General features: G+C 34.8%; 12 protein-coding genes. 6 read left to right on the forward strand and 6 right to left on the reverse strand.

The features are described 5' to 3' along the window. The first annotated feature begins 57 nt into the window (after positions 1-57). From ACNQF9_RS03470 to ACNQF9_RS03485, 4 genes are all read left to right on the forward strand, one after another. Positions 58-654: a TetR/AcrR family transcriptional regulator gene (locus ACNQF9_RS03470; protein WP_417958849.1), complete on the forward strand. Its 597-nt coding sequence runs from the start codon at positions 58-60 to the stop codon at positions 652-654. Continuing rightward, positions 654-2,018, forward strand: a complete 1,365-nt coding sequence (locus tag ACNQF9_RS03475) for a TolC family protein (RefSeq protein WP_417989660.1) — start codon at positions 654-656, stop codon at positions 2,016-2,018. The genes ACNQF9_RS03470 and ACNQF9_RS03475 overlap by 1 nt, the downstream gene beginning before the upstream one ends. Before the next feature lie 5 nt (positions 2,019-2,023). Further along, on the forward strand, positions 2,024-3,085 hold the full coding sequence (locus ACNQF9_RS03480; protein WP_417989661.1) for an efflux RND transporter periplasmic adaptor subunit: 1,062 nt from the start codon (positions 2,024-2,026) through the stop codon (positions 3,083-3,085). 64 nt (positions 3,086-3,149) lie between these two features. After that, the gene (locus ACNQF9_RS03485) at positions 3,150-6,326 is read left to right on the forward strand and encodes an efflux RND transporter permease subunit (protein WP_417989662.1); all 3,177 of its coding nucleotides are present in this window, start codon (positions 3,150-3,152) and stop codon (positions 6,324-6,326) included. Between the two features lie 106 nt (positions 6,327-6,432). Here the strand turns inward: ACNQF9_RS03485 and ACNQF9_RS03490 are convergent, their stop codons facing one another. Together ACNQF9_RS03490 and ACNQF9_RS03495 are read right to left on the reverse strand one after the other, a co-directional pair. Next, positions 6,433-6,879, reverse strand: coding sequence for a LexA family protein (locus ACNQF9_RS03490; RefSeq protein WP_417989663.1), 447 nt, complete (start codon positions 6,877-6,879; stop codon positions 6,433-6,435). Continuing rightward, positions 6,870-8,144: a Y-family DNA polymerase gene (locus tag ACNQF9_RS03495; protein ID WP_417989664.1), complete on the reverse strand. Its 1,275-nt coding sequence runs from the start codon at positions 8,142-8,144 to the stop codon at positions 6,870-6,872. The genes ACNQF9_RS03490 and ACNQF9_RS03495 overlap by 10 nt, the downstream gene beginning before the upstream one ends. A 404-nt stretch (positions 8,145-8,548) precedes the next feature. Here ACNQF9_RS03495 and ACNQF9_RS03500 point away from each other — a divergent pair, with 404 nt between their 5' ends. Further along, entirely contained in the window at positions 8,549-9,217 is a 669-nt protein-coding gene (locus ACNQF9_RS03500; RefSeq protein ID WP_417989665.1) for a hypothetical protein, read from the forward strand. A 98-nt stretch (positions 9,218-9,315) separates the two neighbouring features. Here the strand turns inward: ACNQF9_RS03500 and ACNQF9_RS03505 are convergent, their stop codons facing one another. Then, a complete protein-coding gene (locus tag ACNQF9_RS03505) occupies positions 9,316-10,188 on the reverse strand; it encodes an AraC family transcriptional regulator (RefSeq protein ID WP_417958856.1) in 873 nt (290 codons plus the stop codon). 188 nt (positions 10,189-10,376) lie between these two features. On the opposite strand from ACNQF9_RS03505, the gene ACNQF9_RS03510 reads away from it, so the two are divergent. Next, the gene (locus ACNQF9_RS03510) at positions 10,377-10,973 is read left to right on the forward strand and encodes a hypothetical protein (RefSeq protein ID WP_417958857.1); all 597 of its coding nucleotides are present in this window, start codon (positions 10,377-10,379) and stop codon (positions 10,971-10,973) included. An 80-nt stretch (positions 10,974-11,053) separates the two neighbouring features. Here the strand turns inward: ACNQF9_RS03510 and ACNQF9_RS03515 are convergent, their stop codons facing one another. From ACNQF9_RS03515 to ACNQF9_RS03525, 3 genes are all read right to left on the reverse strand, one after another. Further along, positions 11,054-12,037: a Gfo/Idh/MocA family protein gene (locus ACNQF9_RS03515; RefSeq protein WP_417958858.1), complete on the reverse strand. Its 984-nt coding sequence runs from the start codon at positions 12,035-12,037 to the stop codon at positions 11,054-11,056. A gap of 221 nt (positions 12,038-12,258) precedes the next feature. Beyond that, positions 12,259-12,975, reverse strand: a complete 717-nt coding sequence (locus ACNQF9_RS03520; RefSeq protein WP_417958859.1) for a DsbA family oxidoreductase — start codon at positions 12,973-12,975, stop codon at positions 12,259-12,261. Between the two features lie 186 nt (positions 12,976-13,161). Beyond that, positions 13,162-14,532 (reverse strand): NADH-quinone oxidoreductase subunit N, encoded by a 1,371-nt coding sequence (locus tag ACNQF9_RS03525; RefSeq protein ID WP_417958860.1) that lies wholly within the window; start codon positions 14,530-14,532, stop codon positions 13,162-13,164. Positions 14,533-14,547: the final 15 nt, after the last annotated feature.

Consider the following 14,547-nt stretch of genomic DNA (forward strand, 5'->3'; position numbering starts at 1 on the left):
TTAATTTATTGAATTGGCCTTTAATTAAAACATACTGAAATCGTTTCAGCATAAAAAATGAAAGAGAAAATTATATCTAAAGCAAGCGAAATGTTCTTAAAACTAGGTTTTAAAAGCATTACTATGGATGATATTGCAGGTGAAATGTGTATTTCTAAAAAAACTATTTATAAATATTTTTGTAATAAAGAGTTACTTATTGAAGAAAGCACAACTACAATACACAAAGAAATTCATGAAATCATAGACAGTATTATTTCAAAAAACTACAATGCGATTGAAGAGAATTTTGAGATACGAAAGATGTTTAAAGAAATGTTTAAAGCGTCAGACACTTCTCCTATTTATCAATTAAAAAAACATTATCCTGAAATATATGAAAAGGTAATGTCTCGAGAAATTAATGAATGCAATGTTACTTTTGAACAAAATATTAAAAAAGGAATTCAACAGGGTTTGTACCGATCCTCTATCAATATTCAAAGCTACACACAATTTTATTACCATCTTATTTTCACCATAAAAGGAAATACGGTTTCTGAAAAAGAAGGTCAAAAAATAGAACTTGAAATTTTAGAGTACCATACAAGAGCCATGGCAACACCAGAAGGAATTATTGAACTTGAAAAAAACTTACTAAACTATACTATATAATGAAGAATACAATTTTAATAGTACTACTAGTTATCGGGCTATCAGTACAATCACAAAACGTCAGCAATATTGAGACACGCCCCATAAAAACCATTACACTAAAAGAGGCTATCAATTACGCTTTAGAAAACAAAGCAGATGCAAAAAAAGCTAAACTCAAAGTAGAGAACAGCGAATACCAAATCCAGGAAATTCGTTCTAGAGCGTTGCCTCAAATTTCAGCAAATGGAAATTTGACCTATAATCCTGTAATCCAAACAACCGTTATTGATGGAGCAGGATTTGGTGCTCCCGGAACAACCATTCAAGCCGCTTTTGGTCAAACATGGAATTCTACGGCTGGTGTTTCTTTGACACAAGCTATATTCGACCAAACGGTTTTCACAGGTTTGAAAGCTGCAAAATCTACTAGAGAATTTTACCAAATTAACGAACAATTAACCGAAGAACAAGTGATTGAGCGCGTTGCCAATAATTATTATCAGGTATATGTTCAAAGACAAAAACTAACCGTTATTGACAGTACCTACAAAAACACCACTAAAGTAAAAAACATTATTAAAGGTCAATTTGATAATGGTCTAGCCAAAAAAATAGATTTGGATCGCATTTTAGTAAAAATTTCAAACATCACTACACAACGCCAACAAGTTTTGAATGCCGTACAAATTCAAGAAAACGCACTTAAATTTTATATGGGAATGCCCATAGAAACGCAAATTGAGATTCCGCAAACTGCATTTGAAGTAAGTCCACAGTCCGTATCAGAAATTCCAAATACGGCAAACCGAACGGAATATTTGCTTTTGAAAAAACAAGAACAACTTCTAAGTTACCAGAAGAAAGCTGTTGAAGCGGGTTATTATCCAACATTATCATTAAACGCAGGATATAATTATATTGGTCAGGGACCCGTAATGCCTCTTGGAGGAAAACCATCTGACGGCGTATATTGGTCAGATTTCTCTTCTATTGGTTTGAATTTAAAAGTGCCCATTTTTACAGGATTTGGTACTCGTGCCAAAGTAAGACAAGCTGATATCGATTTACGATCCATAAAAGAAGACATCAACGATACAAAATTATCCCTTGACTTGGCATTCGCCAATGCAAAAACGCAAATCGACAATAGCTTAACTATCATTAATAATCAAAGAGAAAATGCACAATTAGCTAAAGAAGTTTTAGACAACACCAGAAACAATTATGTACAAGGATTAGCCTCATTAACTGATTTACTGGATGCAGAAAATTCATTGACAGAAGCACAAAACAACTATACCACAGCAATATTAGATTACAAATTAGCAGAAATACAATTAATCAAATCAAAAGGCGAATTAAAAACACTTATAAATAACTAAGAAAAATGAAAAAAAATATACTAATCATAGTAGCAATCGTAGCAGCTTTAGGCGTTATCGCATATACTTTAATGAATAACAAAAAAGACAACGAGGCAAAAACAGCCATTGTAGCTGAGAAAAATGCCAGCGTTTCAGTTAAAGTGGAAACGGTAAAAACTGAGGAAATTTCTCTTGATTTTTCTGCTAATGGTAATTTTGCACCACTTCAAGAACTGAGTTTTTCTGCCGAGAAACCAGGAAGAGTCGTACGTGTTTTAGTTAACGAAGGAGACAGAGTTCGAATTGGTCAGACTTTAGCAATTGTACGAAGCGAGCAAATTACAGCTGACTTGCAAACTGCACAGGCTTCTTATCAAAATGCATTGACCGATTACAGCCGTTTTGAAAATGCATTTAAAACTGGCGGTGTGACAAAACAACAATTGGATCAGGCTAAATTGAATTTGGTAACTTCAAAATCAAGATTACAACAAGCAAAAGTTAATATTGGCGATACCAATATCAAAGCGACAATTAACGGAATCGTAAACAAAAAATACATTGAACCAGGATCCGTTCTTGGCGCTGCAACGCAAATGTTTGACATTGTAAATGTTTCAAAATTGAAATTGAAAGTCAATGTTAACGAAAATCAAGTTGCAGGTTTAAAAGTAGGCAACACGATTACCGTAAAAGCAAGCGTGTATCCTGACGCTACATTCTCTGGAAAAATCACCTTCATCGCTCCAAAAGCAGATGCAACTTTGAACTTTCCGGTAGAAATAGAAATTGCTAATAATGCTTCAAATGATTTGAAAGCCGGAATGTACGGAACTGCTGAATTTGCTTCAAACCAACAAAAACAATCCTTGATGATTGTTCCTAGAAATGCTTTTGTAGGAAGTGTAAGCAGCAACGAAATATTTGTAATCGAAAATGGAACTGCTAAACTGAAAACGGTTACAGCAGGAAGAATCCTTGGTGATAAAGTAGAAATTTTAAACGGACTTTCTGATGGTGAAACTGTAATTGTTACAGGTCAAATCAACCTTCAAGACGGATCTAAAGTGGACGTTATAAAATAAGTCTTAAAGCCATAAAGAAACCGCTTAAAGCCTAAAGCTTAAACCCTAAAGCAAAGAAAAAAAAATGAAATTAGCAGAAATATCCATAAAACGTCCCTCATTAGTTATCGTATTATTTACGATTCTAACATTAGGAGGACTGTTCAGTTACAGCCAATTGGGCTACGAATTGATTCCAAAATTTGAAACCAATGTAATTACTGTTGCTACTATTTATCCTGGAGCGTCTCCAAGTGAGGTAGAAAACACGGTGACTAAAAAAATTGAAGATGCAATCGCATCCTTAGAAAATATTAAAAAAATAGACTCGAAGTCTTACGAAAGTTTGTCAACTGTTTCTATTACACTGACCTCTTCGGCTGATGTTAATATCTCTATGAACGATGCGCAACGTAAAATAAATGCTATTCTTAGTGATTTACCCGATGATGTTGAAACGCCTTCGTTGAGTAAATTTTCCTTAAGCGATTTACCAATTATGACTATTGGTGCCAACGGAAAAATGGATGAAGTTGCTTTTTACGATTTAATTGATAAAAAATTAGCACCCGTTATTTCTCGTGTAGAAGGTGTAGCGCAAGTAAATATTATCGGTGGACAAGAAAGAGAAATTCAAGTCAATCTTGATGCAGTAAAAATGCAAGGTTACGGACTTTCTGTTCCGCAAGTGCAACAATATATTTTATCTTCTAATTTGGATTTTCCAACAGGAAATATTCAAACTCGGGAGCAAAAAATATTAATTCGTTTGGCTGGAAAATATAAAAATGTCGACGAATTAAGAAACCTGGTGGTATCCTCTAAAAACGGAATTCAAGTTCGTTTACGCGATATTGCTGATGTTCAGGATACTCAAAAAATCACTGAAAAAGTAGCGCGTATCAATCAAAAAAGCGCTATTATTTTACAAATTATTAAACAATCGGATGCCAATGCGGTTGCGGTAAGTGAAGAATTGGTTAAAACAATTGCTAAACTGGAAACCGATTATAAAGCGAATGGTTTAAAATTAGAAATCGCTAAAGACAGTACCATTTTTACGCTCGAAGCTGCTGATGCTGTTGTGCACGATTTACTTATTGCAGTACTTTTAGTTGCGCTAGTGATGTTGTTTTTCTTGCACAGTATTAGAAACTCGTTGATTGTAATGGTTTCTATTCCTGCTTCCTTAATTGCTACTTTCATCGGAATTTATTTGATGGGATACACCTTAAACTTGATGAGTTTATTAGGCCTGTCTCTTGTTGTAGGTATTCTTGTGGATGATGCCATTGTGGTTCTGGAGAATATTTACAGGCACATGGAAATGGGTAAAAATAAAGTTCGTGCAGCCTATGATGGAACTGCAGAAATTGGTGGAACTGTAGTGTCAATTACTTTAGTAATTGTGGTGGTGTTTTTACCAATTGCAATGAGTACCGGATTGGTTTCTAATATTATTACACAATTCTGTGTAACGGTAATTATTTCAACCTTGTTGTCTTTAGTAGCTTCATTTACAATCATTCCGTGGTTGTCTTCCCGATATGGAAAATTAGAACACATTGAAGGAAAAAATCTTTTTGGAAAAATTATCCTTGGATTTGAAAGCTATTTAACTCGCTTTACAAATTGGGTTTCAAGATTATTGGAATGGTGTTTGGATCATTATTTCAAAACACTAGCTATAGTTTTAGTCATCTTTTTTGGATCGATGATTAGTTTATTTGGTGGTGGGTTTATTGGTGGAGAATTCTTCGCAGCGTCTGATAGTGGCGAGTTTTTAGTTCAAATAGAAATGCCAAAAGATGCTTCATTAGAGCAAACCAATTTCATGACGCAAAAAGCAGAAGCATTCTTGCAGAAAGAAGCATACGTTTTTAGTCAAATTACAACGGTTGGTCAAACCAGTGAAGGTCTTGGTGCTTCGCAAGCAACTGCTTACAAGTCTGAGATAAACGTTAAAATGGTTGGATTAGACAAACGGAATGAACCGGCAAATGTGTATGCTGCAAAAACAAAACGTAAATTAGAAAGAATATTAGTTGGAGCAAAAGTTAAAACGGTTCCGGTTGGTATTTTAGGAACTGCAGAAGATGCCACTTTAGGATTAATTGTAACGGGTCCAAATGTAGAAAGTGCCATGCAATTTGCAAAAGCAGCAGAAAAAGAATTACGTACTATTCCAGGAGCAACAGAAATCGAATTATCCGTAGAAGATGGAAATCCAGAAGTGAACGTAAAAGTAGACCGAGATAAAATGGCCGCTTTGGGATTGAGTTTGCAAACAATTGGTATGACCATGCAAACTGCTTTTAGCGGAAATACTGATGGTAGATTTAGAGCTGGTGAATACGAATACGACATCAATATTAAATACAATGCATTCGACAGAAAAAGCATCGCTGATGTAAATAATTTAATTTTTATAAATGATACTGGACAACAAATAAAACTGAATCAATTTGCAACTGTAACCGAAGGTTCTGGACCAAGTGAATTAGAACGAAGAGACAAATCGGCATCGGTAACTGTAAAAGGTCAGAATGTGGGTGTAGCTTCTGGAACAATTGTAACACAATGGCAAGAAAAAATTGAAAAATTGAAAAAACCAATAGGTGTCAATTACATTTGGGGTGGTGATCAGGAGAATCAAAGTGAAGGTTTTGGTACATTAGGAATTGCGTTACTAGCTGCGATTATCTTGGTTTACCTAGTAATGGTCTCGTTATACGATAGTTTTGTACATCCATTTGTGGTATTGTTTGCGATCCCGCTTTCATTTATTGGAGCAATGTTAGCTTTGGCTTTAACCAATAATACACTGAATATCTTTACTATTTTAGGTATCATCATGCTTATTGGTCTGGTTTGTAAAAATGCGATTATGCTTGTCGATTATACCAATCAAAGACGAAAAGCTGGTGAAACGGTTAGAACAGCATTAATTCAAGCGAATCATGCGCGTCTTCGTCCAATTTTGATGACAACTATCGCAATGGTATTTGGTATGTTCCCTATTGCACTAGCCTCTGGAGCTGGAGCCGAATGGAAAAACGGTTTGGCTTGGGTAATTATTGGGGGATTAATTTCCTCATTATTCTTAACTTTAGTGGTAGTTCCGGTAATTTACCAAATTATGGAAAAAGCCATCAATAGACTTTCTAAAGGAGAAAAAGTTGATTATGAAGCTGAAATGGTTGCTGATTACGTACACACCGAATTAAGCGAGGATGGATTTAATCCAAAACATACGGTATAAAACGTAATTGTTTTAAACAGAAAACCTGTTCATTTATTTGAACAGGTTTTTTTATGGTAAAAAATTTCAATAAGAATTCCATTTTAATAATGGCAACAACTGGCTTTTATACTTTTTTAATCACATAGGTCACAATTCCCCAAATAATTAATTGATTTTCTTCGGTGACTTTTATCGGAGAATAATTAGGATTTTCTGGCATCAGATACAAGCAGTCTTTCTCCAGTTGCATGCGTTTCACCGTAAACTCTCCATCGATAAAACAAATCGCAATTTTATTGTTCTGCGGTTCCAAACTTCGATCCACAACCAGAACATCTTTATCATTGATTCCAGCATCAATCATAGAATTCCCTTTGACCCTGATATAAAAAGTAGCTAATGGGTTTTCGCTCAGCTGTTTGTTCAAATCGATATTCATCTCCATAAAATCAGCTGCCGGCGATGGAAATCCAGCTGAAACCCCTTCGTTTATGAAAGGAATTCGTAATTCACTTTCAAAATCAGGCAGAAAGAAGGTTAATTTTTGATCTTTATCTTTATTTATTGGCATTTTATTTCGAGAATATCTTTAAAATTAGTGGTGTATTTTGGTGATAAATGATTCTGATTCATATTCCATGTCAAACCTAAATTTTGGGTAGCCAACTTTACTTTTTTATCTCCAATTTTGTTATTGAGGCTATCCATTACTTTCATCAGTACCAAATGTTTTGGGTTTTCCTCATCAAACAACTGCAGCTGTTTCTTGTCCTGATCAATCAATTCGGTTACGATAACACCCGCTTTCTTGAATTTTAAATGCTCATTTCCGTGGTGCAGTTTCTTTAACATTGCGATGGCAGCATTCGAAATCGTCAGCGTAGAATTTGACCCATACGGCAATGTAATCGCCATGTTAAAATAATATTTAGACGTTTGCACCGTATGTTTATCCACCACTAACATTACAATAATGGTATGACAGCAGGAGTTTTGTTTTCGCAATTTCTCTGCGCAAACCGCTGCAAAAGTAGCCACACGTTCGCGCAATAAATCAAAATCAGCAATTTGTTTGGGGAAACTTCGGGTCGTAGCAATACTTTTCTTTTGATCCACAATGGGATCTAAATCCAAAACTGATTTTCCTTCCAGTTCATATTTCAAACGCATGCCTATCACACCCATTTCTTTTTTGATCCAAGCCTCATGCTGTGGCTGAATAAAATCCAAAGCAGTTGCGATATTTCTGATCTTCATCTTTTTATTCATCCGATAACCAATACCCCAAACGTCTTCAATCTTTGTCCATTTTAAGGCTTTGATGCGTTTCTCATCACTGTCAATTACATACACCCCTTGCGTTCTTTCTTGAAACTTTTTGGCAATTTTATTGGCTACTTTTGATAATGCTTTCGTTGGTGCAAAACCAATACAAACGGGAATCCCCACCCATTTTTGTACACGGGTTTTCATCTGGATTCCATAATCGTGATAATCGGAAACAGTCAAACCATCAAAATTAAGGAAGGCTTCGTCGATGCTATAAATTTCTAGATTTGGTGTAAACTGCCCTAAAATAGCCATTACCCGATTGCTCAAATCACCATACAGCGCATAATTGGACGAAAATAATTGTACCTTTTTCTCTTTTACCAATTCTTTAATCTTAAATGCTGGCGCACCCATAGGAATCCCAGCGGCTTTAGCTTCATTGCTTCTGGAAATCACGCAACCGTCGTTATTTGACAATATTGCAACTGGTTTCCCGTTGAATTTCGGTTGAAAAACACGTTCGCAGGAAGCGTAAAAATTGTTACAATCGACTAAAGCATACATGTTACAAAATTACTCAATATCAATTGATACGAGTTCGTAACAAAAGTTAATTTTAAGCACTGTTGATAAGTAGTTTTACATAAAAATATTTTTAAACAGTAAATGATTACTCTTTTATCGAAATGATTTCTTCGTCGAGACCACCAAGAAAAATACTGAACAAACTAAAAAAGTATATTAAAAAAAATATAACTCTCGCTTTTTAATGAAATTATTTTTTATTTTAGGCATCATTAAAATACTGATTAATAGTAAATTAAGCTGTCAAAACCCATTCCTGTTCTACAATCACAACTCCATCATTCAAAAATTTGGCATACTACTTGAATATATCTTATCAAATAAGCATAAAAAAGCGAAAGCCGAAAAGCTGAAGAGTAGGCAAAATTCAAAATAGATGTATCATGAAAAAAATTACCTTTTTAGTAGCTAGTATCTTCGTTTTTGGAGGTAATGTAGCAAACGCAGCAGAGAAAATCGATTTTTCTGTAGAAAGAAGATCTCCAGTAGATTTTAGAGACGCCGACCCAATTGTGTTCACAGAAAGAGGAATTGAGTTCTTCATATTCCCTGACGGACAATTTGATTTTAATACACGCCCTTCAACTGGTTCAAATGACGGTATGTTTTATAAATCAAGTAAAAAAAAGGGTTTTAATACAACGTACGGTGCACCGGCAAATAACAGGAACGGAAATTATGGCGTAAAAGTAGAACACGACAATATGGGCAGAGTAAGACGTATTGGAAATGTGTTTATTAACTATGACTCAAATGATAGAATAAAACGAGTAGGTTCCGTTTATATGACCTACAACCGTTATGCTTTGGAACGAGTAGGTGGTTTAGAAATTATCTACAACCGTCGTGGTCAAATTGTTGATGTTGTTGGATCCGTAAAAGGTGGCAGGGATTATGAATACAGCCAAAACAACAACTGGAACAACGATTATGGGAACAACCAAAACTCGAATGATGATGATTCCTACTATTACAGAACAAATGGTACGAAAACTAAAATCGAGGACACTAGAGTATCCGGAGACGTAGCCATCAGAATAGACAGAAGATAGTTAGTTAGTTATATAAATGGTTTATTTAAAATTCCTGCTGGTACTCGTATCAGCGGGAATTTTTTTTGAAAGTACTACCTAAAGTTTTTTTACAACATTTATTTTAACACTGATTTCAGTTCCTGGCGGTATCGCGAAGCGCTTTTGCCCGTGAATTCTTTAAAAGATTTATTGAAATAACTAAAATTATTGAAACCACTTTCATAGCAAATCTCGGTGATGCTGATGGGTTTCTCAGCCAGCAGTTTCGAGGCGTGAACCAAGCGATACTCATTCACAAATTTGGTGAAAGTTTTGTTAGTTATCTTTTTAAAATACCTGCAAAAAGAAGGTTCTGTCATACTGACCAATTCCGATACTTCTTCCAGCGTAATATGCTCCTGGAAATTATCTTTTACGTAATTAAAAACAGCATTGATGCGGTCATTATCCTGCATTTGCATTTCGATCGAAAATCCATCGGCATTTAAAACAGTGGCTTCTTTTGATAATTCCAATTCATTCAAAATACTCAACATCGTCAACAATCGTTCAAACTGCGACTGTTGTTCCATCGATTCTATTTTCTTCCCAATATTTTTTTTGGTTTCACCGTGAAAAGCAATTCCGGCTTTGGCTTGGCTAAAAAGATTCCGAATATTCGTCATCTCGGAAATATCAAAAAATCCATTACCCAAGAAATCCGGTTTCATTTGGATCACCGTTTCGTTTTTGTTTCCGGTTTCTTCATTGGTAAACCCACAATGCGGCAGATTACTCCCTATCAGAATCAAATCCCCATCGGTATAATACGAAATGTGACTTCCAATCTGACGTTTTCCGGAACCTCCATTAACAAAAACAAGTTCAATTTCAGGATGATAATGCCACAAGTGCGCTTTGCTGTTAGCGTTTTCGATATACTTCGAAAAGTAAAAAGAACTCCCAAAGGATGGAGCAATAATTTCAAAAGCTGGAGGTATAATTTTCATACGGATCCGTATTTAGAATTCCCACAAATTTATGAAAAATAGATACTCAATTAACTTTTTTAACCTTAATCGATTTCGTAAAAGGTAAAATAGCACACAAATTAGAAAACTGAGTACTACTCATACTGAATAGCTTAGACTAATTTAGCCACAGATAAGTATCATTATAAATCTAAAAAATTACAAGTATGAAAAATATTTTAAAATTTAGTTTAGTGTTAGCCACAGTAGTATTGACTGCCGTACAAGCACATGCAGTAAACACAGATTTTTCACTGGATTTAATAAAAGAAGAAGGAAAAACGGTACGTTTTAGTTTGAAAGAGATTAAGAAAATTGATTTGTCTATTTATGACACCAATGACAGTTTAATCTATCAGGAAAAAGTTACTTCTGAAGATAACATCAACAGAACCTATGATTTGACTGCTTTACCAGACGGAATCTACTTCTTGAAAGCAGAAAGCGATCTTAAAATTTCAAAGTATAAAATTGAAGTCGTGGGTAATAAAGCAAAATTATCAGCGGATGCTATTTCTGAAGTATACAAACCCGTTTTTGTAAACAAAAATGGAATTGTTACCCTGAATATTTTAAACTTGGAAAAAGCACCTGTTACTGTTGCCATTTACAACTCCGATCAAACCGAAGTGTACAATGAAACTTTGGCTGCTGATCTTTATGTGGGTAAAACATTTGACTTGAGTAGCGCTCAAAACGGTAAATATACGTTTGAAATAACGTATAATGGTAAAACATTTAGCGAAACAGTTGCTGCTAAATAGTGATTAAATAAATTGTAGTAATTATGAGGCTGTCTTTATCGGATAGCCTCTTTTTTTTGCTATAAACAGTCGGAACAACACTAAATATTTCCAATAATCTGGTCCATAACCCAACTCGTATGGGCTCCTGTCAAACCTGTTGAAGGATGTTTGCTATTCCCTAAAAGGGCTTCTCGCATGTGCTGAACATGATACAACTGAATATTTTCAGGATGATTAATGAACAACTCTGTTTGCCCTTGTTCGTTAGAAAGCACTACAGGATCGTTTTCAAATATGGAAAATGTTATTTTTCCTTTGCTCCCAAAAATCTCTACTTTATCTTCCCGATCATAGCACCCAAAGTTCCAACTACCAGTACCCGTAATCCCAGATTCATGCAACCAGCAAGCAGTTGCAGCATCTTTAGCAGAATACAATCCCTGTTGATTGAGACTTAATCCGGAAACCTCTTTTATATTTCCCAAAAGGTGAATGAATAAATCCAATCCATGACTCGCTAAATCATCAAAATAACCGCCTGTAGCAATAACTGCATCAGTCCGCCAATTGTAGTCTTCAGATATATCTTTAGCATTTGCCGGTTTGCTCAAATGCCATCTTATGTGCCTAATTTCACCAATGCTATTGGTATCAAGCCACGTTTTTATCTGTTCAAAACGAGGTAATGTACGGCGGTAATAGGCAACAAACAAAGGAATATTTTTTTCTTGAAAAGCATTATAAATGGCGAGACTGTCTTGGTAATTTGGCGCCAAAGGCTTTTCGATACAACAAATTTTACCAGCTTCGGCTACCTGAAGTCCATAAAATTTATGAACATCTGGAGGCGTGGCAATGTAAATCGCATCAATATCAGGATCATTAATCAAATCATCCGCATTGGTGTAATAGGTACTTATTCCGTGTCTTTCAGCATAATTTGCGGCTTTAACCGCATCTCTTCGCATCACTGCTACCACTTCAAAGCCAGCTGTTTTCTGGTAGGCAGGACCGCTTTTCAGTTCAGTAACATCACCACATCCCAATATTCCCCAACGGATTACTTTTGTACGTTCACTCATAATTACTGATTTTCATTGCTGCTAACAATTAAGCACTACTGCAAATGTTTCACATTATAATTAAACCATTGAGAAATTAAATTTCATTTAGATTTAACGCTACATGAAACTTAATTTCTTAATGGTTTGAAATAAATATTTTGAAGTAAATTTATCTGTTTATTGCTAAAGACATCGCTTTAACTTCATTTTTTTTAATTAAAAATAAAGTAATTTTCGTTTTAATCACAACCATCAATACTACAGCTGTCTCCATCGGTAGCATTTAATACCGTTACTTTTGAATCAAACTTACCTTCTTCCCATGCTTTCTCTAATGTTTTCACAAATGTCTCAACATGTTGCGCTCCCGAAATTGCATATTTATTATCGAAAACAAAAAATGGAACCCCTCGCACACCGATTGATTGTGCATCTGTAATGTCCTGCTGTACTTCTTTTGTAAAAGCATCAGACTGCAATACTACATCAATAGCTTCATCTGTTAGTCCTACTGCCTTACCCAAAGCTTTTAAGGTATTCAAATCATTAATGTTCTTGCCATCGGTTAAATACGCTTTAAACAATAATTCTTCTAAGTCATTGGCCCGATTATGTTTTTTAGCCAAATGTAACAATCGATGCGCATTCAAAGAATTGGCTAAAATAGATTTCTCAAAATGAAAATCCAATCCTGAATTTTTAGCATTTTCGGTCATACTATCTAGCATATTTTGTGCCCAATCCGTATCTTTTCTATATTTTTCTGCTAAATGTTCTACCATATTGTCCTCCGGAGACGCTATAAAACCAGCGTCTAGCTGAAAACTTTTCCATTCAATTTCAACGGCATCTTTATGGTTAAAAAGTTCCAAAGCGCCTTCTATTCTCCTTTTTCCTATATAACAATACGGACACATGATATCCGACCAGATTTGTATTTTTAATGTATTTGCCATCTTCTTGTATTTAAAATTTATACTATACACAAAAATAATCAATTCAATTTGGAGCTTTTTGAGTTTTAGTATTTAATTATAGATACTTGAATAGTAAATATTTATTAGAATCAAGAAAGCACTTTTAAACCAAAAAAACCATCAAAATTACTCTTGATGGTTTTCTGTATATTTTAAAACTTTGGTTTATGCCAATAAATCCAAAACAAATGAAGGGAACAACCCTAATGCGATATTCAATACAATTGCTATAACGGCAACGGCATAAATAATAACCGGAGTTCCTTTTCGTTCTTCATTTGGTTCTTTGGTGTACATCGCCAAAATTAATTTGAAGTAATACCCAACACTAATAATAGAGTTTATCACTGCTACGATTACTAAAGCCAAGTAACCCGCTTGAATCGTTTGATTAAACAAAACCAACTTAGCAAAGAATCCCGCAAAAATTGGAATCCCAGCCATAGAAAGTAACGCTGCCGTAAGAATGGCTGCTAACAATGGATTGGTTTTTCCCAAACCATGGAAATTTACAACATCTTCATTGTCTCTATTTTTACAAACATATAAAATCACACTAAAAGCAGCAATTCCAGACAAAGAATACGCGGAGGCATAATACAACAAACTACCTGCTGATGTAGTCAGACTCAATAAAGTCATCAACATGAAGCCCGCATGGGAAACCCCTGAAAAAGCCAACATACGTTTCACATTCGTTTGTCTTAAAGCCATAATATTACCAACGGTCATCGAAGCCATAGCAATCACCACCACAATAGTTTTGAATGACTCAGAAATATCGGCATTCATTACTGATAATAATTTGTACAAAGTCGCCATAGCAACTACTTTCGCTAAAGTACTCATCAATGCCGTTGTCAACGCTGGAGAACCTTCGTAAACGTCCGGTGCCCAAAAATGAAATGGAACTGCAGCCACTTTAAACAACATTCCAATTGTTACCAATACAATTCCGATTGGGAACCAGATTGGCAATTCAGCTGATTGTGATAATTCACTGATTTCAGTAACATCAAAACTTCCCATGGCTCCGTAAATTAAACAGATACCAAACAGAATGATTCCCGAAGCAAAAGATCCCATTAAGAAATACTTCATTCCCGCTTCGTTACTTTTTAAATTCATACGATCACTTGCGGCAAGAATATAAAGCGCAATTGATAATACTTCGATTCCTAAAAAGAACATCGCTAAGTTTCCAAAAGAAACCATCGCTACCGCTCCTGCTAATAAAAATATTTTTATAGCAATAAAATCAGAAATTTTAGATTGGTGATTTTCATAAAAAACATGTCCTAAAGCCACCAAGAAAATAGTAAGTACAATAAATAAAGACGAAAAAGTACTTGAAAATTTACTGACAACAATCATGTTGTTATAGTAGCTTTCGGTTGAATTAAATTCAGATATAGTTAAACCCAACACTCCCAACAATCCAATGATTGTCATTGGAACGATGGCTTTTCTTAAATTAAAAATTTCAAATAAAAGGCATAAAACACCTAATCCTATTATAGCTATTAATGTATTCATTTTTTGATTGTTTGA

This window comes from Flavobacterium amylolyticum (genome assembly GCF_048284335.1).
Classification (GTDB): Bacteria; Bacteroidota; Bacteroidia; order Flavobacteriales; family Flavobacteriaceae; genus Flavobacterium.

What these genes read in the sequence shown, in the direction of transcription:
- ACNQF9_RS03470 (WP_417958849.1), top strand. Translation starts at nt 58, where the DNA reads ATGAAAGAGAAAATTATATCTAAAGCAAGCGAAATGTTCTTAAAACTA.
- ACNQF9_RS03475 (WP_417989660.1), top strand. Translation starts at nt 654, where the DNA reads ATGAAGAATACAATTTTAATAGTACTACTAGTTATCGGGCTATCAGTA.
- ACNQF9_RS03480 (WP_417989661.1), top strand. Translation starts at nt 2,024, where the DNA reads ATGAAAAAAAATATACTAATCATAGTAGCAATCGTAGCAGCTTTAGGC.
- ACNQF9_RS03485 (WP_417989662.1), top strand. Translation starts at nt 3,150, where the DNA reads ATGAAATTAGCAGAAATATCCATAAAACGTCCCTCATTAGTTATCGTA.
- ACNQF9_RS03490 (WP_417989663.1), bottom strand. Translation starts at nt 6,879, where the DNA reads ATGCCAATAAATAAAGATAAAGATCAAAAATTAACCTTCTTTCTGCCT.
- ACNQF9_RS03495 (WP_417989664.1), bottom strand. Translation starts at nt 8,144, where the DNA reads ATGTATGCTTTAGTCGATTGTAACAATTTTTACGCTTCCTGCGAACGT.
- ACNQF9_RS03500 (WP_417989665.1), top strand. Translation starts at nt 8,549, where the DNA reads ATGAAAAAAATTACCTTTTTAGTAGCTAGTATCTTCGTTTTTGGAGGT.
- ACNQF9_RS03505 (WP_417958856.1), bottom strand. Translation starts at nt 10,188, where the DNA reads ATGAAAATTATACCTCCAGCTTTTGAAATTATTGCTCCATCCTTTGGG.
- ACNQF9_RS03510 (WP_417958857.1), top strand. Translation starts at nt 10,377, where the DNA reads ATGAAAAATATTTTAAAATTTAGTTTAGTGTTAGCCACAGTAGTATTG.
- ACNQF9_RS03515 (WP_417958858.1), bottom strand. Translation starts at nt 12,037, where the DNA reads ATGAGTGAACGTACAAAAGTAATCCGTTGGGGAATATTGGGATGTGGT.
- ACNQF9_RS03520 (WP_417958859.1), bottom strand. Translation starts at nt 12,975, where the DNA reads ATGGCAAATACATTAAAAATACAAATCTGGTCGGATATCATGTGTCCG.
- ACNQF9_RS03525 (WP_417958860.1), bottom strand. Translation starts at nt 14,532, where the DNA reads ATGAATACATTAATAGCTATAATAGGATTAGGTGTTTTATGCCTTTTA.